This window comes from Mycetocola sp. 2940, assembly GCF_040548835.1.
Classification (GTDB): domain Bacteria; phylum Actinomycetota; class Actinomycetes; order Actinomycetales; family Microbacteriaceae; genus Mycetocola_A.
Genome location: NZ_JBEPSK010000018.1, coordinates 1 through 20827, shown reverse-complemented (window position 1 = coordinate 20827; position 20827 = coordinate 1). Strand labels below are relative to the sequence as shown.

Below are 20827 nucleotides of genomic sequence, written 5' to 3'. Positions count from 1 at the left end.
GGCTGGAGGTCATGGGGCATACCCTGAGGACGGCGAGCGCGAGGCTTTCGACCGTCGGTCTCACGGTTCGCGCATCACACCCTCACTCTGACCCAGGCGGTCGAGCATTAGGAGCGCATCATGCTTTCCGACACATCCCGTCCCGTCATCGAAGCCACACTTCCTGTGGTGGGCGAGAACATCCAGGAGATCGCCCAGCGTTTCTACGCGCACATGTTCGAGGAGAACCCGGGGCTGATGGACGGGCTCTTCAACCGGGGGAACCAGGCCGACGGCCGCCAACAGCAGGCTCTGGCCGGATCGGTCGCGGCGTTCGCCAGCATGCTGGTGACCACCCCGGACCAGCTGCCTGACCACCTGCTGTCCCGCATCTCCCACAAACACGTCTCTCTTGGCCTGCGCCCGGACCAGTACCAGGTCGTGCACGACCACCTGATGTGGGCGATCGTCGACGTGCTCGGCGACGCCGTCACCCCCGAGGTCGCCGCCGCGTGGGACGAAGTGTACTGGCTCATGGCCAACCTGCTGATCAACAATGAGCGGGGCCTCTACGACGCCGTCCGGTTGACGCCGGAGACTGTGTGGCGCACGTGGCGCGTCGCCCAGCGAATCCAGGAAACGGAGGACGTCGTGACCTTCGTGGTGGAAAGAACCGATGAACGCGATGTGAAGCCGTCGCTTCCCGGGCAGTACGTCACCATCAAGATGCTCATGCCAGACGGTGTGCACCAGCCCCGGCAGTACAGCCTGACCCGGGCCGACGATGGTGAGCATCGCCAGTTCTCCGTCAAGAGGGTTCACGGTCTGGACGCGCCGGACGGAGAGGTCTCCAACCTGCTGCACAACAGTGTCCAGGTCGGCGATGAGGTCACGCTCAGTGCGCCGTTCGGCGACGTGGTCCTCAAGCTCACCGACCGCCCGATCGTGCTCGCCAGTGCCGGCATCGGTGTGACTCCGATGGCCGGGATGCTGTCACACCTGGTCCGGATCGGCAGCAAGCGCCGGGTGGCCATCCTGCACGCCGACAACTCGGTCGACACCTTCGCGCTTCGCCGTCAGATCCAGGACGATCTCGCGGCGATGCCGGATGCGTCCCTCACCACCTGGTTCCTCGAACCGTCGAAACCAACGCAGGTGGTCGACGGGGAACTTGCCGGCTTCATGGACGTCAGCACAATCGAGCTCCCCGCGTATGCCGAGTACTACCTGTGCGGCCCGCTGCCGTTCATGCAGGCGGTGCGGAGCGCCCTCATCGCCCGGGGCGTGCCGGCGAGCGACATCCAGTACGAGGTCTTCGGTCCGGATCTGTGGCTGGCGGACTTCGCCTGACATCCCACGCGAGTTGCTGGGTGTGAGGGGGTTCCGCCGGCGGCGGACCCCCTCAACGTCAGCACCCCGCGGCGCCTGTTGTTCACCTCGCTGTGGTTGAGTGAAGAGCGTGACACCGCATACCCCTCTCGCACGGCGCCTCGGCCTCGGCGACGCCATCTTCATCGGGCTGGGCTCCATGATCGGGGCCGGCGTCTTTGCCGCGTTCGCCCCGGCTGCGGCCGCGGCGGGCTGGGGTTTGCTCGTCGGCCTCGTTCTCGCCGCGATCATCGCCTACTGCAACGCGACGGCGTCGGCCCAGCTCGCCGCCCAGTACCCGTCGTCGGGCGGCACCTACGTCTACGGTAGGGAACGCCTCGGCGCGTGGTGGGGGTTCGCCGCCGGGTGGAGCTTCGTGGTCGGAAAGACCGCGAGCTGCGCCGCCATGGCCCTCACCTTCGCGGCGTACGCAGCGCCCGTCGGATGGGAGAAGCCGATCGCCGTCCTCGCCGTCGCGGGTCTCGTCCTGGTGAACTACTTCGGCGTCACCCGCACGGCGTTCCTCACCCGCATCCTCGTCGTGGCGTCCCTCCTCGTGCTCGCGGTGGTGGTGGCCGCCGGGCTCGCGTCGCCGTCATCGTCGGTCGGGTCGCCCGGGCTGTTCGGCGCGGGCGTCTACGGCATCCTGCAATCGGCGGGCCTGCTGTTCTTCGCTTTCGCCGGGTACGCCCGCATCGCCACGATGGGCGAAGAAGTCCGCGACCCCGCACGCACCATCCCCCGCGCCATCGTTGCCGCGCTGGCCGCGGTCGTCGCAATCTATGCCGTGGTGGCGGTCGTGGCGCTCCGCACACTCGGGCCGGTCGATCTCGCGGCGTCCACGGCGCCGCTCGTCGAGGTGGCCCTGTCTGGGGGCTGGGACTGGGCGGCCCCGGTCGTGCGGGTCGGCGCAGCCGCGGCGTCACTTGGTGCGCTGCTCGCCCTCGTCGCCGGCATCGGGCGCACGAGCCTGGCCATGGCGCGCGAAGGTGACCTTCCGCGCGCGCTTGCGGCGGTGCATCCGCGGTACAGGGTCCCGCACCGAGCAGAGCTCACGCTGGGTGCGATCGTTATCGTCGTGGTGCTCATCGCCGACCTGCGCGGGGCGATCGCGTTCTCGTCGTTCGGGGTGCTGCTCTACTACTTCGTCGCGAACCTTGCGGCGTTCCGGCAGGAGCACGCGGTGCGCCGCTTCCCGCGGTGGCTGCAGGTGCTCGGAATGGCCGGATGCCTCCTCCTCGTCGCCACGCTGCCGCCACTCGGGATCGCGGTCGGGGTGGCGGTGCTCGCCGCCGGGCTCATCGGTCGGCTCGTGGTGCGGCGGCGGTAACCGCGAAATGCTGCATTTGAGGGGGTTCCGCCCGAGGTGCACCCCCTCACGTTCAGCAACTCGCGACGGGGTGGCTACGCGCGGTAGAACGCCACGGTTGCGTCGAGGGCCGCGTCCCAGTCGGTGGCCCGCACCCCGAGTTCCCGTTCGGTTTCGGCGGCATCCGAGAAGAACGGCATCCGGAACTGATAGCTCGACGCCGCGACCTCCCGCAGGACCGGATTGAACACGCCGACCCCGCGAAGCAGCCAGTCCGGCAGACCGGAGATCGACCCGCGAACCCCGTAACGGTCGTTGACCTGTTCGCAGATCTCGGTGCGGCTCAGTGTCGTCGCGGCCGGGACATGCCAGATGCGCCTCCAGTCGCCGGGAAACCCGGATGCCGCGACGAGCGTGCTCGCGATGTCGGGCAGGTACGCCCAGCTGTGCATCAACGAGGGGTCGCCGATCGCGGTGGACCGTTTGCCGGCGAGGATCGGGTCGAAGAAGCGCGTGCCGAGGTGGGCCTCGGCTCCCGCGCCCGGGCCGAAGTAGTCGCTCGCGCGCACCTCGACCGCGCGCACGTCGCCGCGCTCGGTGGCCGAGCGGAAGGCCGACCAGATGTCGCGCCGCACCTCGCCTTTCGACTCGGCGGGTTCCTCCGGGGAATGCTCGGTCATCGGCATCGTGGCCCGCCCGTACGAGTAGAGGGTACCCATCATCACGATGTCCGCTCCCGTCGTCCGCGCGGCGCGGAGAACGGCATCCACGATCGGAGGCCACTCGATGCGCCAGCGGTGGTACGGCGGATTCGTGCAGACGACGATCGTCGAGCGTCCGGTCGCTGCCCGGGTGAGTGCGTCGGCGTCGCCGGCGTCGAGCCCGACGGCCGCGGCGCCGGGCACAGCCGTCGCCGACCGTGTCGCCACGAGAACGTCGAGGCCGCGATCCAGGAAGGCGCGGGTCGTGGTCGACCCGACCGCCCCGGCACCCAGGACGAGAACACTCACGGCGAACGCCTGCTCGTCTCGAAGGACGCTGCAAGAGCCTCGAGCGTGACGGTTCGTTCCTTCTTCGCTATCCTGCGCAGAAGGCCGGTCGCCAGCCGGTACATCCCGTACGTCTGCAGCCTGGCGTCGTGATGCACGAGCGTGGAGCCTTCAGCGCTCGGTTCGAGTCGGTACGCAGGCCATCCCTCGAGCGTGACCGTGCCTCGTTTGGACGTGTCCCACCAGTGGTACACCAGCGCGTGCGGCGGCTGGAACCCGACGATCTCGCCGGGAGTCGGACCAAAGGTCGTCTGGTCACGGTACGTCGTTCCGAGGGCGGGTGGCCCGGGCGAGGTCTGCTGGGTGCGCCGCAGCGTACTTCCCTTTTTGGGCATCCACTCGTTGTACCCGTTGATGTCGGCCAGCCGGGCGAAGACATCCGAAATCTCCGCATGCACGACGCGGGTCAGGGTGAACTCGATGACGCCCATGACTCCGCAGTCACATCCCTGGCTTTAGCGGAAGTTGATGAACTGCAGGTCGATGTCGAGGTCCTTGCCCTTGAGCAGGGCGATCGTCTCCTGGAGGTCGTCGCGGCTCTTCGACTGCACACGCAGCTCGTCGCCCTGGATCTGGCTTTTGACGCCCTTCGGGCCCTCGTCGCGGATGATCTTGTTGATCTTCTTCGCGTTCTCCTGCGTGATGCCGTCTTTGAGCTCCGCTTCGATGCGGTACTCCTTGCCGCTCGCGTATGGGTCGCCGGACTCGAGGCTCTTGAGCGAGATGCCGCGCTTGATGAGCTTGGTCTGGAACACGTCGAGGATCGCCTTCACGCGCTCTTCGCTGTTCGCCTTCATGAGGATCTTGTCGCCGGATTGCGCGATGGACGCCCCGGTGCCTTTGAAGTCGTAGCGCTGCTCGATCTCCTTGTGCGCCTGGTGGAGGGCGTTGTCCGCCTCCATCTTGTCGACCTTGCTGACGACGTCAAACGATGAATCTGCCATGGGCCCAGCCTACGGCTTTCCGCGGGAGAAGGGGCAGGGGCGCTGGCGGGCCCCGACGTCATCCGATCCGGACGGGGTCACCCGGTGCGCCGGGTGACTTCGACCGTAGTGGGTGACCTGGCGACGTCAGGGCGCGGGCCGCGCCGTCGACGAGCGCACGATGAGCTCGTACGGCAGCGGCACGGCGGTGCTCTCCGGGGCATCCGCGGTCGGCTCGAGCAGCTGCATCAGCGCCTCGACGGCGTGCTCGCCCTGCCGACGGGGGAACTGCGCGATCGTCGTCAGGCCGAAGAACGCCGACAGCTGGTGATCGTCGATACCGACGATGGAGAGATCCTGGGGAACGTGGAGGCCGAGATCGCGGGCGGCGAGGATGCTGCCGATCGCCATCTCGTCGGAGGAGGCCACGATCGCGGTCGGCCGGTTGTGCGGGCTGCCGAGCAGTTGCTTGGCCGCCTCGTAACCGCCGGGCAAGGTGAAGTCCGCCGGACGGAACAGGGACTGGTCGACCGGCACACCGGCATCCTGCAGCGCACCCTCGTAGCCGATGCGCCGGTTGGACGGCAGGTGGAAGTCGAGGTCGAACTCCTTGCCGCCCCCGATGTGGGCGATGCGGGTGTGGCCGAGGCCGAGCAGGTGTTCGGTGGCGAGCCGGGCGACGGCGACGTCGTCCATGGTGAGGCTGAACACCCCGGGAATGGGTCCACCCACCCCGATCAGCGGTTTACCCATCGCGTGCAGGCTCGAGACTTCGGCCTCGGTGAGTTCGAGGCCGATCGCGATGACCGCGTCGACCCGTTGCCGCAGCAGGAAGTGGTCGAACACGCTCTTGCGCTCCTCGCCGCCCCCGGTGAGGTTGTACAGGGTCAGGTCGTAGCCCTGGCGGAGCAGGGCGCTCTCCGCACCCTCGATGACGGAGGCGAAGAACCAGTGGTTGAGGAACGGCACGACGACCCCGACGTTGCGGGTTCGGCCGGAGGCGAGGCTCGACGCGTTCGACGACACGACGTAGTCGAGGTCGGCGGCGGCCTGGGCGACCTTCAACCGGGTCGCCTCGGAGACGTAGCCCCGGCCGCTGAGCGCCCGTGACACCGTTGCCGTCGAGACGCCGGCCAGACGCGCGACCTCGTCGATGCCCGCCATGGGGACCCCTTTGGGTAAGAGTGGATGCCAGTGGCAAGCTTAGCGACGCACCGCGGCACACACGACGGGCGGTGGCGCCGCGCACGCCGGTGTGGGACGCTCGGTAACGGACGAAGGGGGATGCCCATGCACAGGGACGATGAACGAGTGGTTGTCGTCGGTGACGCGCTCATCGACGAGCTCCGGGATGCCGCCGGGAGCCAGGATTTCGTCGGCGGTGCCGCGCTCAACGTCGCCGTCGGATTGTCCCGGCTCGGCGTGCCCACCACCCTGATCGCGATGGTCGGTGACGACGCCGACGGACAGCGCATCCGCGCTTTCCTCGACCAGTACGGTGTGGAGCTGCTCGCGACCCCCGGCCTGCTCGGCTCGTCCCGTGCGACGAGCGACCGCACCGAGGGCGAGCCCCGGTACGTCTTCAACGCCGCCGCCCGGGCTCGCCGCATCGTGTTCGGCGACGAGGAGCGGCTGGCGATCGCCGATGCCCGCCTCGTCGTGGTCAGCTGCTTTCCGTTCGACGATGACGAGCAAGCCGCCGCTCTGGAAGAGTCGGTGGCGAACCCCGCGCGCCGGCTCGTTCTCGACCCGAACCCACGCGCGGGGATGCTGCACGACGCTGGGCGGTTCGTGTCGAACTTCGAGCGCCTGGCGGCGGCCTCCCTGCTCTGCAAGGTCGGCGATGAGGATGCCCAGCTGCTCTACGGCACCGACCTGCCGCAACTCGTTGCGCGACTGAGGCAGGTCGGTGCGGCGAACGTGCTGGCGACGGCCGGCCGGAGCGGGGCATCCGTCTCGACGCCGACGACGACCGTCTCACGCCCCATCGTTGACCTGCCCGGACCCGTCGTCGACACGATGGGAGCGGGGGATGCCACGCTCGCCGCAGTGGTGCACACCCTCGTCACGGCAGGGTTCCCGGCGGGCGACGCGGAGTGGGGCCGGCTGCTCGACGACGCCATGCTCATCGCCGCTCACACCTGCCGAAGTTCCGGTGCGCTGCTGCAGCTGCCGCCGGTGGCGTGAAGCGCCCGCCGATTCGCGGAAAAGCTCCGTCACAGAGTACTATTTTCAAGCGCCTTCGGTTGTCTGTACAAGTCGGTCGAGTGCGTCTGGCGAGTTACCCAAGCGGCCAAAGGGATCTGACTGTAAATCAGACTGCTCAGCATTCGGGGGTTCGAATCCCTCACTCGCCACGCTGGGATTGTGCATCGAACAACCCGAAAGCCCCTTCACTCTGAAGGGGCTTTTTTCGTTCGGGGGTGGCTCCCTCGCCGCGGTCCCGGGTCAGGCCTGAGCCGCCCGGAAGGCTTCGTCGTCGAGCATCACGCCGGGGTTCAGCAGCCGGTGCGGGTCGAGGGCCAGTTTGATCGCGGCCATCACCTCGAGTGAGTCTCCGTGTTCCTGCCGCAACGCCGGTTTCTTGCCGAACCCGATGCCGTGCTCGCCGGTGGAGGTGCCATCCATCGCCAGGGCGCGGGTGATCAGCCGGTCGTTGACCTCGTGCGCCTTGGCAAGCGAGTCCTCGTCGCCGGGGACGAGCACGAAGGCCAGGTGGAAGTTGCCGTCGCCGACGTGGCCGACGATCGGGGCCAGCAGCCCGGCCGCTTCGACATCCGCCTGGGTGAGCGCGATGCACTCGGCGAGCCGGCTGATCGGCACGCAGACATCGGTGGACCAGGTGTGCGCACCGTCGACCAGGGCGGCAGAAGCGGGCAGGGCGTCGTGCCGTGCACTCCAGATTGCGTCGATGGTCACGGGATCATGCGACGACTGCAGGTCGATCGCCCCGCGCTCCCCGGCGAGAGCGGCGAGGACGCGCAACTCCTCGGTCACCGCGGCCTCACTGCCCTGCACCTCGAAGATGAGCGTGGGAACTTCGGCGAACCCGGAGCCGGTGAACCGGTTGATGGCCACCATCGACGGCGTGTCGAGCAGCTCCACCCGGGAGATCGGGATCTCCCGGCGCAGCGCCTCATAGACGACGTCGGTGGCGTCGGACAGGGCGGTGAAGCCGCAGATCATCGCCGCGCTGTGGCGGGGGATGCCGTGAACCCTCACGACCGCCTCGGTGATGACGCCGAGAGTGCCTTCGGCGCCCACGAACAGGTGCGTGAGGTCGTACCCGGCGGCAGACTTGCGAGTGCGCGAACCGGTGCGGATGACGCGGCCGTCGGCCAGCACCACCGTCAGCGCCATCACGTTCTCGCGCATCGTGCCGTACCGCACGGCGTTCGTGCCGCTTGCCCGGGTGGAAAGCATGCCTCCCATCGACGCGTCGACGCCCGGGCCCGCAGGAAAGAACAGGCCGTCCTCGCGGAGCCGGGCGTTGAGGACGCTCTTCATCAGCCCGGGCTGCACCACCGCGTCGAAATCCTGGGGGTGCACGGCCACAATCGCGTCCATTCCCCGCAGGTCGAGCACAACCACGCCGTCCCTGGCGTTGGAGGCGCCCTCGAGTCCGGTGCCTGACCCTCGGGGGACAACGGGTATCCGATGCCGATGGCATACGGCGAGTGTCGCCGAAACCTGCTCCGTGCTGGTGCACCGGACGACCACTGCCGGGCGGGCGTAGTGGTGATGGGAACGGTCATGCGCCACTTCGTCGAGGGCGTCCGGGTCGATCGACACGGCTCCGGCTGGGAGGACGCGGTTCAGGTCGGCGACCACGGCGCTGACGTCCGTCTCAGGTGCGGGGATCGTGCCGGGGATCCCGGTGTCAGTGGTGATCATCGACGGCTGGAGCCTTTCGGTCGGTTCTCCGACGGAGGGATTTTCGATCGGGATGTCAAAACTAACCGCTGGGCGGGAGTCTGATTGGCCGATACCGGCGATTTCCGTCCGAGTTCTCACACGCGAAATACGGTCGAATTGAAGCGGAAATACCCGAGACCTCGGTCCTTGACATGTTCGCCGAACCCGGGCTGCGGGCGCTCCAGCCCGGGCGGCGAACAGCTCACCCCTCGAGGTCGCGCAGGTGCCGGTACTGGCCCTTGAAGTAGAGCAGGGGGTCCGCTGTGTGCCACTCCGGCGGGCTCATCTGGTGGACCCGGCCGATGACGATGTAGTGGTCGCCGGCCTCATGCTCGGCCCAGATCTCGCAGTCGAGCCACATGAGGGTGTTCGAGATCACGGGGTTTCCGGCCTGGGTGGGGGACCAGTCGATGCCCGCCCATTTGTCGGTGCCCTTGCGTGCGAACTGATTGGACACCGTGTGCTGGTCGTGTGCGAGAACGTTCACGGCGAACCGCCCGGTTTCCCGCACGCGGGGATAGGTGGTCGAGTTCGTCATGACGCTGAACGACACGAGCGGTGGTTCGGTGGAGACCGAGTAGAACGACTGGCAGGTGAATCCCACGGGTCCTTCTTCGTCGATGCCGCTGATGATCGTGATGCCCGAGGCGTAGTGCCCGAGGGTGTCGCGGAAAACGCGGGGGTCGAACGCGGGGTGGGTGGTCATCGTCTGTTCTGGGGCGATTGTCATGTTATTCAGCTCCCCGTTGCGGTTAGACAGCCGATGATGAAGGAGAAGCGGCACCGCGCGTGCTCGCGGCGACGGCCGACAGGCGGCCGAGGTTGGCGGCGTATTCCGCGGCGGCCTGCCCGACGATCTCGTCGAGCTGGTCCATCTGCCCGGCCACGAAATAGAACCCGCGGCCGGGAACGACGGCCCCGAGCTCCACCAGCAGTGGTGCGAGGTTGACCGTCGGCCCCATGGCGTGGGACAGGTCGGCGCCGGTGTGCACGGGGATGGCTGTCACCCCCGCGAGCCCGTTCGCCGGATAGCGGTCGAGGAACGCCTTCAGAAGGCCGGTGTAACTGGCCTTGTAGGTGGGCGACGCGAAGACGACAAGATCACTCTGCGCCACACGGGCGTTGAGTGCCGCCATCTCGTCCGATGGCCACGCGAAGATCTCGGCCGTGTGGTCGGCCAGATCGATGACCTCGAGGTCGTACGTGCCAGGGACGAGGAGTGTCTCGACCAGGGTTGTCGCAACCTTGAGGGTGCGCGACTTCGGCTTCGGATTGCCGACGACGACCATCGCCTTCAGTGCCATAGCTTCTCACTTCATACCGATTGACAGGAAATGAGGATGCCGTCCGCGACCACCCGGACGAACGATCAGACCGCTTGCCGAGGGTGGAGACGCCGGTATCTCTCACACGCCCCCGAGATTTTTTGGCCCGGTAAGCCCGCAACGGCTTACGTTGCTTTCTCAGTATCGCCGCCGAACGTTACGACCGTATTACGCGAGGATCACCGCGACGAACGCAGGAGGTGCCCTCACCAACCGGGTCCTGTGTCGTTCACTCGCCCCGAGGCTGATCCCGTACGGCCACGCTCACGCGGTCGTTCGGGGTGTCGCCTGCAGAGGACGCCTGGGCGTCCTCCATCCCGGCGAGCATCGCCGCGAGAAAGAAGATGGCGACCGTCACGAGGACCCAGGCGTAGATCCCGCCCATCCGGGTGAAGTGGGTCCGCTCGATGGGTGCCGGAGGCACTGCCTGCATTGTCACGGGGTCGTGGGTCAACGTTTCGCTACTGATTGTCATGTGTTTTGCAATCCCCCAACGGTGCGGCAGAAATTATTGACGGAATGGCCGCTCCGGACTTCAGCCTATGGTCGTCTGCCTCTTTCGACGGTGGCTTGACTTTCCCGCTTTTCGTCAGGCGGCGCGATGCCTTAACTCCAACAGGGTGCCCCGCCGACGGCGGGGGCACCCTGTTGGAGAAAGCAGATTACGCGGCGACGAGAGCCTCGGCGCGAACGGACTCGAGTGCCTTGGTCCACGGCACGAGCTGGTCGAGAACCGGTGCGAGCGTCGCTGCCGACTGCTCGGTCGGAGCGAAGGTGCTGAAGTTCTCGAAATCGGTGAAGAGGCTGAACATGCCGGTCTTCTGAACGTGAGCGATCTGCAGTTCGGAGAGGATCCCACGGAGGTGCTCGGCTGCGCGGACGCCCATGGCCGAACCGTAGCCGACGATGCCGGCCGCCTTGTTGCTGAACTCGGCGTTCAGGTAGGACAGGGCGTTGGCGAGCGCGGGGGTGACGGTGTGGTTGTACTCACCCGTGATGAAGACGAAGCCGTCGAACTCGGAAATCTTCTCGGCCCAGACCTTGGTGTGGTCGTTCGTGTAGTTCTGGTACGCGGCCGGGTACGCCTCGTCGAGCAGCGGAAGGTTGAAGTCGGCAATGTCGACCAGTTCGAACTCTGCATCCGAGCGCAGTTGCGCCTGTGCGAGTACCCACTCGGCAACGCCGCGGTTGACGCGGCCGGGACGGGTGCTTCCGGTGACGATGGCGATCTTAGTCATTGAAGACCTTTCCAATAGTTGATGTGTCAATTAGTCTGACAGAGGAAGTCTGCCGGACTTTGATTGTCGTGTCAACTAAATGGGAGGTCCAGGTGATGAACGCAGACAACTCCCAGTCAACGCGGTGGCTGGACGAGCGCGAGAAACAGGTGTGGCTCACCCTCCGCGAGTTCATCTGGGGATTCCCCGCTGCCCTCGACCGGCAGGCGCAGCGCGACTCGTCCCTCTCCATCGTCGAGTACTCGGTCCTCTCGACGCTGTCCGAGACACCCGAGGCGCGGATGCGGGCGGGAGACCTCGCCGCGGAACTCGGCTGGCAGCGCAGCCGGCTGTCGCATCTCATGGGCAGGATGGAAGCGAAGGGTGTCGTGGAGCGGATGCACTCCGATCTCGACGGCCGCGGCCAGGATGTCGTCCTCACCGACGCCGGATGGGCGGCGATCCGCGCGGCAGCGCCCGGGCACGTGACCTTCGTGCGCGAGGTCGTGTTCGATCCGCTTACCCCCGCCGAACAGGATGTGCTCGAGTCGGCGCTGACCCGGATCCGTGCCCGCATCGCCGAAGACGGGCTCTGGGCGGGGTCGGCGGGCGTGTCATGCCCTCCTGGGAACTCGTCCCAGAATGCCTGCGAGCCGGGCGCCTGAGCCCGGCCGCGCTCGTGGTCTAGCGTTGGTGCCATGACACGCGAGCTGCAGAACCTGGCCACCGAGATCGCCCTGAGAGCCGGCGAACTCATCCTCCGGCGCCGGACCGAGGGCGTGCCGGCCACGACCTCGAAGTCGTCGGTCGAGGATGTCGTCACCCTCGCCGATCACGAATCCGAAGCCCTCATCCGAAGCCTGCTGGCGGACGCCAGACCCCACGACGGGTTCTTCGGCGAGGAGTCAGAGGCGTCATCGAGCACGAGCGGCCTGACCTGGGTCGTCGACCCGATCGACGGCACCGTCAACTACCTCTACGGCATCCCCAACTATGCCGTGAGCATCGCCGTCGTCGAAGGCGAACCGGACCCGCTCACCTGGAAGGCGCTCGCCGCGACGGTGACGAACCCGGCCGCCGGTGAGACGTTCTCGGCAGCGCTGGGTGAGGGGGCGACGCTCAACGGCGAAACGATCCACTCCACTCAAGGGGTGCCCGCCCCGCTCGCTCTCCTGGGAACCGGATTCGCGTACAGCGCCGAGCGGCGGATCTGGCAGGCCGGCGTTGTGCAGCACCTCATCGGCCAGGTCCGTGACATCCGCCGGATGGGATCGGCCGAACTCGACCTCTGCTCGGTCGCCTGCGGCCGCCTCGACGGATACTACGAACGCGGCCTCAACCCGTGGGACCACGCTGCCGGGGCCCTGATCGCGCAGGAGGCCGGTGCCCGGGTCGCCGGCCTGCACGGAGCCGCAGCCAGTGCCGACTTCACCCTGGCCGCGGACCCCGAGCTTTTCGACGTTCTGCATGAGTTGCTTCTCGACGCCGGCGCCGAGGCATCCATTCCCAGCTGAGCGCAGAGGAAAACGCTCGACAGGAAGCGACGCCCCAAACGGGTCGTTCGCTCCTGTCGAGCGTTCAGGCCGCGCGGAAGGCCCTGCGGAAGCTAGGCGATGGCGGCGAGTCCGTCGCGCAGCGGGGTCGTTGGCCGGCCGAGAAGCCGCGCGAGGTCACCGGTTGTGGCTGCGAGCAGGCCGTCGCGGGTGTTCGCATCGAGGGCCACAAGGAAGCCGGCGGTGCCCGCGTCGAGTCCTGCGCCGGTGAGGGCGACGGTGTGCTCTTCGGGGCTCACCGACGAGAAGGTAACGTCGCGTCCCACCACATCGCTCAACGCCGTGGCCAGGTCGTGGCCATCCCAGGCGACGTCCCCTGACAGCTCGTACACGGCGCCCTCGTGGCCATCGGCGGTGAGCACGATCGCTGCAGCCTCCGCATAGTCGGTGCGTGACGCGCTGGCGATGCGCCCGTCTCCGGCGCTGGCAAGGTAGACGCCGGTGGCACGAACCTGGGGGATCGTGCCCTCGTAGTTCTCGGTGTACCACCCGTTGCGGAGGAGGGTGAAGGGGATGCCTGAGGCCTGGAGAAGCTCCTCGGTCGCCTTGTGCTCCGGCGCCAGGATCAGCGCGGAGGTGTCGGCCTGCGACGTGCTCGTGTACACGATTCGCGTGATTCCGGCGGCTTTCGCGGCGTTGATGGCATTTGAGTGCTGCTCGACACGGCGACCGACTTCGCTGCCGGAGACAAGCATGAGAGTGTCGGCACCGGCGAACGCCACGTCGAGGCTCGGACGGTCCGCGTAGTCGATGACGGCGGTGTGTACCCCGAGGGCGTCGAGCTCGGCGAGCTTTGCCGTGTTGCGGCCGGCCGCGACGATCTGGTCGGGGGCCGTGCCGCGGGTGAGAAGGTGCTCGACGATGAGGCGGCCGAGGGATCCGGTTGCTCCGGTGACGACGATGGTCATGAGTTCCTTTCGTGAGCCCGCGGATGCGGGCCCGTCCCTCGATGGAACCACGGGCCGGGCCTGGTACTTCCCGATTGGAGGTACCCACTTTTAGGTAAGCTACTCGGATGAAGACGAAAGCAGTGGCCGATCGGCTCGCCGAACTGGTGGGATCCCCGGATTCCCGTGCCAACGTGTTCGCAGCGAATTGTGCGAGCCGGGTGGTGCTCGACCACGTGACGAGCAAGTGGGGCGTGCTCATCCTCGTCGCCTTGTCGGGCGACACGCTGCGCTGGGGCGAGCTCCGCCGGAGCATCGAGGGCATCAGCGAGAAGATGCTCGCCCAGACGCTCCGCACGCTCGAAGCCGACGGCTTCGTGCTGCGCGACGCCCACCCCACCATCCCGCCGCGGGTGGAGTACAGCCTCACCGAACTCGGTCACGAACTGGCGGAGCAACTGCTGCCGCTGCTGCGCTGGGTTACGGCGAACGCCGAACAGATCGTCCGCGACTGACGGGTGTCACGCGACAGTGGTGCCGAGCAGGGAACCGATCGCGAACGTGGCACCGAGGGCGAGCGCTCCGCCGACGACGACCCGGATCGTCGGTCTGAGGAGCGGACTCCCGCCGAGTTTCGCACCGAGCGCCCCGGTGAGGGCGAGGGCGAGAAGAACCGCGGTGAAGGTGAGCGGGATCCTGACCTCCACCGGGGGCAGGAGGATCGCGAGCATGGGCAGGATGGCGCCGATCGTGAACGCCACAGCGGATGCCACGGCCGCGTGCCAGGGGTTCGCGATGTCGTCCTCGACGATGTTCAGTTCGAGCGAGAGGTGCGCGGCGAGGGGGTCGCGGTCGGTCAGTTCCACGGCGACCTGCCGCGCTGTCGACGCCGACAGCCCGCGGTCGCGGAGCATCCCGGTCAGCTCGTCGAGCTCCTCCTCGGGCATCTCGCGCAGTTCCCGCCGCTCCCGGGCGACGAGCGCACGCTCGCTGTCGCGCTGGCTCGAGACCGACACGTACTCACCGAGCGCCATCGAGATGGCACCACCGACCAGCCCGGCCATCCCTGCGGTGAGGATCGGGAAGAACGCGCTCGTAGCACTGGCCACACCGACGACGATCGCCGCAACGGATACGATCCCGTCGTTCGCGCCGAGCACCCCCGCGCGGAGCCAGTTCAGGCGCGACGCGATACCGTTTGCGTGCGGTTCGTTCGTATGCTGGCCGCTCGCCGCGGCATCCTCTGCCCTCATGGGACCAGCTAAGCACCCGGTGCCGGTGCCCGACAGCCTCGACGAAACCAACACGGGGCGGCCGGCCGAAGCCGTCCGCCCCGTGGACGAGTAACCGAACCTACGGGGTGCGTACCCAGATGGTGGAGTCGGCGGCGACGGATGCCCCGTCGAAGTCCGCAGACGCCAGCAGCAGTTCAGCCCCGGCGAACGCCGCAGGCAGGGCCACGGCGGAATCCCCGGTGTTCGCGAGAACGGTGACCGGCCCGTTGCTGAATGCGGCAACGGACTCCCCGAACCCGTCGAGCCAGGACACGGTACCGAGCCCGAGGGTGTGCTCCCGGCGGAGCCGCAGGGCCTCACGGTACAGCTCGAGCGTCGATCCGGCCACGCCGGCCTGGGCGTCGCGGGCGTAGCCGTCCCAGTCCGATGGCTGCGGCAGCCAGGTGGTGCCGGTGCTGTTGAAGCCGTACGCGGGGGCGCCGGCCTCCCACGGAATCGGCACGCGGCATCCGTCACGGCCATACCGTTCACCGTTCGTGCGGAACCAGGTCGGGTCCTGACGGGCGTCATCGGGCAGGTCGATGACCTCGGGGAGTCCGAGTTCCTCGCCCTGGTAGAGGTACGCGCCTCCTGGCAGTGCGAGCATGAGAGCGGATGCCGCGCGGGCACGCCGCAGACCCGTCTCGCGGATCGGCTGGCCCGGGCTCTTCGGGCCGATTCCGTGCCCCTGCGGGTTCTCGGCCGTCAGGGCGAGCCGTGAGGCGTGTCGCACGACGTCGTGGTTCGAAAGCACCCAGGTGCTCGGAGCTCCGACCGCGCCGAATGCCTCGAGTGACTCGTCGATGACCGAGCGCAGGTCGGATGCCTCCCACGGCGTCTCGAGGTACGGAAAGTTGAAGGCCTGCTGCATCTCGTCGGGGCGAACCCATTCCGCCATCTTCGACAGGGGGTTCACCCACGCCTCGGCGCAGAGGACACGGTCGCCCTCGTACTCTTCGAGCAGGAGGTGCCAGTCGCGGTAGATCTCGTGCACACCCTCCTGGCCCCAGTACGGAGCGCCGCCGTCGATGTCTTCGAAGTCGTCGATGCCGGGTTCCAGGCCGAGCGGCGTGCTGCCGCCCATGCTTCCGGCTTCGAGGGGCGGGGTGTAGTCAGGCAGACCATCGGCCTTGACCATGCCGTGGGCGACATCCACACGGAAGCCGTCGACACCGCGGTCGAGCCAGAACCGCAGCACGCCGCGGAACATCTCCCTGACCTCCTCGTTGCCCCAGTCGAAGTCGGGCTGGCTGGAATCGAAGATGTGCAGGTACCACTGGCCTCCGGTTCCGTCCGGATTCGCGGTGCGGGTCCAGGCCGGGCCGCCGAACACGCTCTGCCAGTTGTTCGGAGCCTGTTCGCCATTGGGGCCGCGTCCGTCCCGGAACATGTAGCGCGCACGCTCAGGCGAGCCCGGCGCGGCCGCGAGGGCGGCCTGAAACCAGGGGTGCGCGTCCGAGGAGTGGTTGGGTACGAGGTCGACGATGACCCGGATGTCGTTCGCGTGCGCGGCCGTCGTCATGGCGTCGAAGTCGTCGAGCGTTCCGAAGATCGGGTCGACGTCGCAGTAATTCGAGACGTCGTAACCGGCATCCTTCTGGGGGCTGGTCATGAAGGGGGAGAGCCAGATCGCGTCAACGCCGAGCGACTGCAGGGCTGTGAGCCGCGACGTGATGCCCGGCAGGTCGCCCAGGCCGTCGCCGTTGGCATCCGCGAACGAGCGGGGGTAGATCTGGTAAATGACAGCCGAACGCCACCACTCGGGGCTGGTACGTGAATTCATGCCGCCACTCTAAGGCACGTCCTTCCATCTGTGGAAGCGCTTACTCTCAGCATCGGTTTTCGAAGGTCACGATTACGCAAGCATCTTGCGAGCCGCGGTTGTACTTTGATCTCCGAGCGGGTATATCTGGAAACGCTTGCAGTAAATGCCGGCACGAGAGAACGGCCTTTCACTGACGAGGAGTTCCCCGCACGGGGAACCGGGACACAGCACCCGGCATCCGCACAGGCAATGAGGCCGGTACTCGCTCGACAGATCCCGATGAAAGGCACACACCAATGAGGGTGAACAACTCTTCACTTCTGAAAGCGGGCGCGGTCGCAACGATCGCAACGCTCGCACTCGCCGGCTGCGCAGGCGGGGGCTCCTCCTCCGGCGATGACGCCAAGGCGGACACGACCCTGACGGTCTGGGTCGACGCAGACCGCGCGCCCGTCCTCAAGGATGCCGCCGCCAGCTTCACCAAGGAGTCCGGCGTCAAGGTCAAGCTCGTCCAGAAGGACTTCGGCAAGATCCAGGAGGAGTTCACGGCTCAGGTTCCCTCCGGGAAGGGCCCCGACATCACCATCGGCGCGCACGACTGGCTCGGCGGCTTCGTCACCAACGGTGTCGTGCAGCCGATCGAACTCGGCGACACCGCCGCTGGCTTCGAAGACGTCGCCATCCAGGCAATGAGCTACGAGGGCAAGACCTACGGCGTGCCGTACGCGATCGAGAACATCGCGCTCCTGCGCAACACCGCTCTCGCGCCCGAGGCGCCCACGGATTACAACGACATGGTCGCCGACGGCAGGGCAGCAGGCACCGAGTTCCCGTTCCTCATCCAGGTCTCCGCCGAGGGCGACCCGTACCACATGTACCCGTTCCAGACCTCGTTCGGCGCCCCGGTCTTCGGCACCAACCCCGACGGCAGCTACAACCCCGACGACCTCCAGATCGGCGCGGGCACCGGGTTCGCCGCCTGGCTCGCCGAGCAGGGCGCGGCCGGCCTGCTGAGCACGTCGATCACCGGTGACATCGCCAAGGAGAAGTTCAACTCCGGCGCCAGCCCGTTCTTCATCACCGGACCGTGGAACGTCGGACCGGCGCAGGAAGCCGGCATCGACGTGGCCGTCGACCCGATCCCGTCGGCCGGTGGCGAAGTCGCCCAGCCGTTCGTCGGCGTCCAGGGCTTCTTCGTCTCGGCGAAGAGCAAGAACACCCTCGCCGCCAACGAGTTCCTCACGAACTTCATCGGCACCGAAGAGGTCCAGACCGCCCTGTTCGAAAAGGGCCAGCGTCCGCCGGCGCTGACCGCGTCGTTCGAAGCGGCCGCGTCCGACCCGATCGTCGCCGCGTTCGGTGAGGTCGGCGCCACCGGCGCTCCGCAGCCGTCCATCCCTCAGATGGGCAAGGTCTGGCAGTTCTGGGGCGTCACCGAGGCCGCGATCATCGACGGCGGTGCCCCGGCGACGCTGTGGGACACCATGGCCGCCGACATCCAGGCCGCGATCGCAGAGTAACGACACGCGAACGCCGGCCGGGCAGCATCCCCGGCCGGCGTTTTCGTCCCGTCGATCGACACACACACTGAGGCGACAATGAGCACAGGCACCCTGCCCACCAGGAACGACACCTCCCCGGAGGTCCCCGAATCGAAGCGCTCCAGGCGCGCCGGTCGCATCGCCGAGCAGGCATCCGGCGGTGTCGTCGCGCTTCTCGTGAAGATCGGCCTGCTGGCCGTCGTCGACGCGATCGCCGTGTACGCCCTGTTCATCCTCGTGCTCAAGCAGGACTGGCTTCTCTTCGCCATCGTCGTGATCGGCACGGCAGCGATCAACGTCATCTACTTCTCCAGGAGGATGCTGCCGGCCAAGTATCTGGCACCTGGACTGGTCTTTCTGCTCATCTTCCAGATCTTCGTCATCGGGTACACCGCATACATCTCGTTCACGAACTACGGCACCGGCCACAACAGCACCAAAGACGATGCCGTCACCTCGCTGATCCAGTCCGCCCAGTACCGCGTGCCCGAATCGCCGAGCTACGGGCTCACGGTCGTCGAACGGCTCGGTGAGTTCAGCTTCCTCGTCACCGACCCGGACGGCGACGTCTCGGTCGGCAACACGGAGACACCGCTCAGCGAGGTCTCCGACGCCGAGATCTCCGGTGGCAAGGCCGTCGCGCTTCCCGGCTACAACACCCTGACTTTCACCGACATCATCGCCAACCAGGACACCATTGCGGCCATGAGTGTGCCGCTCTCGGATGACCCGAACGACGGGGCGCTGCGCACCCCTGATGGTTCCAGTGCGTTCCTGTACCTGTCGACGCTGTCGTACGACGCATCCGCAGACACGATGACGAACGCCGAGTCCGGGGTCGTCTATTCGGACACCGGCAACGGGGCGTTCACGTCAGAGGCCGGCGAGGAGCTCCTGCCCGGCTGGAGCGTCGTCGTCGGCGCGGAGAACTACGTCAAGGCGCTCACCGAGGAGAGCATCCGCGGGCCGCTGCTCAGCGTCACCGCGTGGACCTTCGCATTCGCGATCCTCAGCGTCGCGACCACCTTTGCCCTCGGCCTGTTCCTCGCTATCGTCTTCAACGACATGCGGATGCGCGGGCGCAAGTTCTACCGCGTCCTCATGATCCTGCCCTACGCGTTCCCCGGGTTCCTCGGCGCGCTCGTCTGGGCCGGCATGCTCAACAAGGACTTCGGGTTCGTCAACCTCGCGCTGCTCGGCGGCGCCGAGATACCCTGGCTCACCAACGAGTGGCTGGCCAAGGGAAGCATCCTCTTCGTCAACCTCTGGCTCGGCTTCCCGTACATGTTCCTCGTCTGCACGGGGGCGCTCCAGTCGATACCGGACGAGCTTCAGGAAGCAGCGAGGATGGACGGCGCGAATCCCTGGCAGGTGTTCCGGCGCATCAAGTTCCCGCTCCTGCTGGTGTCGATTGCCCCGCTCCTGATCGCCTCGTTCGCGTTCAACTTCAACAACTTCAATCTCGTCTACATGCTCACCAACGGCGGACCCCGCGACGCTGCCGCCGGTATCAACGTCGGAGCATCCGACATCCTGATCTCGATGGTCTACAAGGTGGCATTCGTCGGTGCGAGCCGTGACTACGGCCTCGCCAGCGCCTTCTCCATCCTCATCTTCCTCATCGTGGCGATCATCTCCATTGTGGGCTTCCGGCAGACCAAGGCCCTGGAGGATCTGAACTAATGACCGTGACAGCACCCGTCCTTCCCGAGACGACGACACCGACCCCGCTCCTTCCCGCGAAGCGGCCGTTCCGGTTCTCCCGCTGGTTCGCGGCCACCGGGTGGCGGCACCTCGTCGGCATCGCCATGGTCGTCTTCTCGGTGTTCCCGCTGCTCTACGTGCTCTCGGCATCGCTCAACAGGAGCGGCACGCTGCTGCAGTCGAACGGGCTGTTCTCGTCGCTGAGCGTCGAGAACTATGTGGAGTTGTTCTCCTCGCCCGAGCGTCCGTATGCGGCATGGTTCGCCAACACCCTCGTCATCGGCATCACGACCGCCCTCGGCACCGTGTTCCTCGGCGCGCTCGCCGCCTACTGCTTCAGCCGGATGCGATTCACCGGCCGCCGCGTCGGCCTGCTGTCGTTGCTGATCGTGCAGATCTTCCCTCAGTTGCTCGCTGTCGTTGCGATCTTCCTGCTGCTCACCACCCTCGGTGAGGTCTTCCCGATCCTGGGCCTCGACAACCAGATCGCGCTCATCATGGTCTACCTCGGCGGCGCCCTCGGTGTGAACACCTACCTGATGTACGGCTTCTTCAACACGGTGCCTGACTCGCTCGACGAAGCCGCCAAGCTCGACGGCGCCGGGCATGCGCGGATCTTCTTCACGATCATCCTGCGCCTCGTCGCACCGATCCTCGCCGTCGTCGGGTTGCTGAGCTTCATCGCCACCACCAACGACTTCGTCATCTCGAGCGTCATCCTGATCACCCCCGAGAAGCAGACGCTCGCCGTCGGGCTGTACCAGTTCGTCTCCGACGACTTCACGGCCAACTGGGGCGTCTTCGCCGCAGGCGCGGTGCTCGCTGCGCTGCCGGTGATGGCACTGTTCCTCTACCTTCAGAAGTACATCGTGAGCGGCCTGACGGCCGGCTCGGTCAAGTAGGCGGTCGGGTCGGGCGCGTCCTGGGCGCGAATTCACTCGGTGCGGTCGAGTTCACGCGCTGCGCCGGGTGTTTTGGTCCGGAGTGCGTGAAGTGGGCGCGCGGATGCCGTGGGCCG

Annotated in this window: 21 protein-coding genes and 1 tRNA gene; 10 read left to right on the top strand and 12 right to left on the bottom strand. The window is 67.1% G+C overall.

What is annotated here, in order from left to right; genetic code table 11:
- Positions 1-120 precede the first annotated feature (120 nt).
- Together ABIE24_RS16105 and ABIE24_RS16100 are read left to right on the top strand one after the other, a co-directional pair.
- Entirely contained in the window at positions 121-1329 is a 1209-nt protein-coding gene (locus ABIE24_RS16105) for a globin domain-containing protein (protein WP_354501473.1), read from the top strand.
- 109 nt (positions 1330-1438) lie between these two features.
- On the top strand, positions 1439-2677 hold the full coding sequence (locus ABIE24_RS16100; protein ID WP_354501472.1) for an APC family permease: 1239 nt from the start codon (positions 1439-1441) through the stop codon (positions 2675-2677).
- Between the two features lie 74 nt (positions 2678-2751).
- Here the strand turns inward: ABIE24_RS16100 and ABIE24_RS16095 are convergent, their stop codons facing one another.
- The 4 genes from ABIE24_RS16095 to ABIE24_RS16080 form a co-directional block, all read right to left on the bottom strand.
- On the bottom strand, positions 2752-3666 hold the full coding sequence (locus ABIE24_RS16095; protein WP_354501470.1) for an NAD-dependent epimerase/dehydratase family protein: 915 nt from the start codon (positions 3664-3666) through the stop codon (positions 2752-2754).
- Positions 3663-4136: an SRPBCC family protein gene (locus ABIE24_RS16090; RefSeq protein ID WP_354501468.1), complete on the bottom strand. Its 474-nt coding sequence runs from the start codon at positions 4134-4136 to the stop codon at positions 3663-3665. The genes ABIE24_RS16095 and ABIE24_RS16090 overlap by 4 nt, the downstream gene beginning before the upstream one ends.
- A 24-nt stretch (positions 4137-4160) precedes the next feature.
- A complete protein-coding gene (locus ABIE24_RS16085) occupies positions 4161-4649 on the bottom strand; it encodes a YajQ family cyclic di-GMP-binding protein (protein WP_354501466.1) in 489 nt (162 codons plus the stop codon).
- A 126-nt stretch (positions 4650-4775) separates the two neighbouring features.
- A complete protein-coding gene (locus ABIE24_RS16080; protein WP_354501464.1) occupies positions 4776-5792 on the bottom strand; it encodes a LacI family DNA-binding transcriptional regulator in 1017 nt (338 codons plus the stop codon).
- 126 nt (positions 5793-5918) lie between these two features.
- On the opposite strand from ABIE24_RS16080, the gene ABIE24_RS16075 reads away from it, so the two are divergent.
- Together ABIE24_RS16075 and ABIE24_RS16070 are read left to right on the top strand one after the other, a co-directional pair.
- Positions 5919-6815, top strand: coding sequence for a PfkB family carbohydrate kinase (locus ABIE24_RS16075; protein ID WP_354501463.1), 897 nt, complete (start codon positions 5919-5921; stop codon positions 6813-6815).
- Between the two features lie 88 nt (positions 6816-6903).
- Positions 6904-6985, top strand: a tRNA-Tyr gene (locus ABIE24_RS16070).
- Between the two features lie 91 nt (positions 6986-7076).
- Here ABIE24_RS16070 and ABIE24_RS16065 read toward each other — a convergent pair.
- The 5 genes from ABIE24_RS16065 to ABIE24_RS16045 form a co-directional block, all read right to left on the bottom strand.
- Positions 7077-8522 (bottom strand): FAD-binding oxidoreductase, encoded by a 1446-nt coding sequence (locus ABIE24_RS16065; RefSeq protein ID WP_354501461.1) that lies wholly within the window; start codon positions 8520-8522, stop codon positions 7077-7079.
- Positions 8523-8745: 223 nt separating this feature from the next.
- Positions 8746-9273 carry a flavin reductase family protein gene (locus tag ABIE24_RS16060; RefSeq protein WP_354501460.1) on the bottom strand — a complete coding sequence of 176 codons (528 nt, stop codon included), beginning with the start codon at positions 9271-9273 and terminating at the stop codon, positions 8746-8748.
- Positions 9274-9295: 22 nt separating this feature from the next.
- A complete protein-coding gene (locus tag ABIE24_RS16055) occupies positions 9296-9847 on the bottom strand; it encodes an NADPH-dependent FMN reductase (RefSeq protein WP_354501458.1) in 552 nt (183 codons plus the stop codon).
- A gap of 250 nt (positions 9848-10097) precedes the next feature.
- Entirely contained in the window at positions 10098-10343 is a 246-nt protein-coding gene (locus ABIE24_RS16050) for a hypothetical protein (RefSeq protein WP_354501456.1), read from the bottom strand.
- A gap of 187 nt (positions 10344-10530) precedes the next feature.
- Positions 10531-11106 (bottom strand): NADPH-dependent FMN reductase, encoded by a 576-nt coding sequence (locus tag ABIE24_RS16045; RefSeq protein ID WP_354501454.1) that lies wholly within the window; start codon positions 11104-11106, stop codon positions 10531-10533.
- Positions 11107-11174: 68 nt separating this feature from the next.
- Between ABIE24_RS16045 and ABIE24_RS16040 the strand changes: the two genes are divergently transcribed.
- Positions 11175-11750 (top strand): MarR family winged helix-turn-helix transcriptional regulator, encoded by a 576-nt coding sequence (locus ABIE24_RS16040; protein ID WP_354501452.1) that lies wholly within the window; start codon positions 11175-11177, stop codon positions 11748-11750.
- A 33-nt stretch (positions 11751-11783) separates the two neighbouring features.
- The gene (locus ABIE24_RS16035; RefSeq protein ID WP_354501450.1) at positions 11784-12599 is read left to right on the top strand and encodes an inositol monophosphatase family protein; all 816 of its coding nucleotides are present in this window, start codon (positions 11784-11786) and stop codon (positions 12597-12599) included.
- A 92-nt stretch (positions 12600-12691) separates the two neighbouring features.
- On the opposite strand, the gene ABIE24_RS16030 is transcribed toward ABIE24_RS16035, so the two are convergent.
- A complete protein-coding gene (locus tag ABIE24_RS16030; RefSeq protein WP_354501449.1) occupies positions 12692-13546 on the bottom strand; it encodes an SDR family oxidoreductase in 855 nt (284 codons plus the stop codon).
- Between the two features lie 107 nt (positions 13547-13653).
- On the opposite strand from ABIE24_RS16030, the gene ABIE24_RS16025 reads away from it, so the two are divergent.
- Positions 13654-14040, top strand: a complete 387-nt coding sequence (locus ABIE24_RS16025; RefSeq protein WP_354501447.1) for a winged helix-turn-helix transcriptional regulator — start codon at positions 13654-13656, stop codon at positions 14038-14040.
- A gap of 6 nt (positions 14041-14046) precedes the next feature.
- Here the strand turns inward: ABIE24_RS16025 and ABIE24_RS16020 are convergent, their stop codons facing one another.
- Together ABIE24_RS16020 and ABIE24_RS16015 are read right to left on the bottom strand one after the other, a co-directional pair.
- The gene (locus tag ABIE24_RS16020) at positions 14047-14778 is read right to left on the bottom strand and encodes a VIT1/CCC1 transporter family protein (protein WP_354501446.1); all 732 of its coding nucleotides are present in this window, start codon (positions 14776-14778) and stop codon (positions 14047-14049) included.
- A 100-nt stretch (positions 14779-14878) separates the two neighbouring features.
- Positions 14879-16582 (bottom strand): glycoside hydrolase family 13 protein, encoded by a 1704-nt coding sequence (locus tag ABIE24_RS16015; RefSeq protein ID WP_354501444.1) that lies wholly within the window; start codon positions 16580-16582, stop codon positions 14879-14881.
- A gap of 278 nt (positions 16583-16860) precedes the next feature.
- On the opposite strand from ABIE24_RS16015, the gene ABIE24_RS16010 reads away from it, so the two are divergent.
- From ABIE24_RS16010 to ABIE24_RS16000, 3 genes are all read left to right on the top strand, one after another.
- A complete protein-coding gene (locus tag ABIE24_RS16010; RefSeq protein ID WP_354501442.1) occupies positions 16861-18084 on the top strand; it encodes a sugar ABC transporter substrate-binding protein in 1224 nt (407 codons plus the stop codon).
- 78 nt (positions 18085-18162) lie between these two features.
- Positions 18163-19788 carry an ABC transporter permease subunit gene (locus tag ABIE24_RS16005; protein WP_354501441.1) on the top strand — a complete coding sequence of 542 codons (1626 nt, stop codon included), beginning with the start codon at positions 18163-18165 and terminating at the stop codon, positions 19786-19788.
- Positions 19788-20711, top strand: a complete 924-nt coding sequence (locus ABIE24_RS16000) for a sugar ABC transporter permease (protein WP_354501439.1) — start codon at positions 19788-19790, stop codon at positions 20709-20711. The genes ABIE24_RS16005 and ABIE24_RS16000 overlap by 1 nt, the downstream gene beginning before the upstream one ends.
- Positions 20712-20827 lie beyond the last annotated feature (116 nt).

Coding starts and splice junctions, on each gene's coding strand:
- ABIE24_RS16105 (WP_354501473.1), top strand. CDS start 121: ATGCTTTCCGACACATCCCGTCCCGTCATCGAAGCCACACTTCCTGTG.
- ABIE24_RS16000 (WP_354501439.1), top strand. CDS start 19,788: ATGACCGTGACAGCACCCGTCCTTCCCGAGACGACGACACCGACCCCG.
- ABIE24_RS16025 (WP_354501447.1), top strand. CDS start 13,654: ATGAAGACGAAAGCAGTGGCCGATCGGCTCGCCGAACTGGTGGGATCC.
- ABIE24_RS16060 (WP_354501460.1), bottom strand. CDS start 9,273: ATGACAATCGCCCCAGAACAGACGATGACCACCCACCCCGCGTTCGAC.
- ABIE24_RS16035 (WP_354501450.1), top strand. CDS start 11,784: ATGACACGCGAGCTGCAGAACCTGGCCACCGAGATCGCCCTGAGAGCC.
- ABIE24_RS16030 (WP_354501449.1), bottom strand. CDS start 13,546: ATGACCATCGTCGTCACCGGAGCAACCGGATCCCTCGGCCGCCTCATC.
- ABIE24_RS16065 (WP_354501461.1), bottom strand. CDS start 8,522: ATGATCACCACTGACACCGGGATCCCCGGCACGATCCCCGCACCTGAG.
- ABIE24_RS16050 (WP_354501456.1), bottom strand. CDS start 10,343: ATGACAATCAGTAGCGAAACGTTGACCCACGACCCCGTGACAATGCAG.
- ABIE24_RS16085 (WP_354501466.1), bottom strand. CDS start 4,649: ATGGCAGATTCATCGTTTGACGTCGTCAGCAAGGTCGACAAGATGGAG.
- ABIE24_RS16055 (WP_354501458.1), bottom strand. CDS start 9,847: ATGGCACTGAAGGCGATGGTCGTCGTCGGCAATCCGAAGCCGAAGTCG.
- ABIE24_RS16020 (WP_354501446.1), bottom strand. CDS start 14,778: ATGAGGGCAGAGGATGCCGCGGCGAGCGGCCAGCATACGAACGAACCG.
- ABIE24_RS16015 (WP_354501444.1), bottom strand. CDS start 16,582: ATGAATTCACGTACCAGCCCCGAGTGGTGGCGTTCGGCTGTCATTTAC.
- ABIE24_RS16010 (WP_354501442.1), top strand. CDS start 16,861: ATGAGGGTGAACAACTCTTCACTTCTGAAAGCGGGCGCGGTCGCAACG.
- ABIE24_RS16080 (WP_354501464.1), bottom strand. CDS start 5,792: ATGGCGGGCATCGACGAGGTCGCGCGTCTGGCCGGCGTCTCGACGGCA.
- ABIE24_RS16075 (WP_354501463.1), top strand. CDS start 5,919: ATGCACAGGGACGATGAACGAGTGGTTGTCGTCGGTGACGCGCTCATC.
- ABIE24_RS16005 (WP_354501441.1), top strand. CDS start 18,163: ATGAGCACAGGCACCCTGCCCACCAGGAACGACACCTCCCCGGAGGTC.
- ABIE24_RS16045 (WP_354501454.1), bottom strand. CDS start 11,106: ATGACTAAGATCGCCATCGTCACCGGAAGCACCCGTCCCGGCCGCGTC.
- ABIE24_RS16090 (WP_354501468.1), bottom strand. CDS start 4,136: ATGGGCGTCATCGAGTTCACCCTGACCCGCGTCGTGCATGCGGAGATT.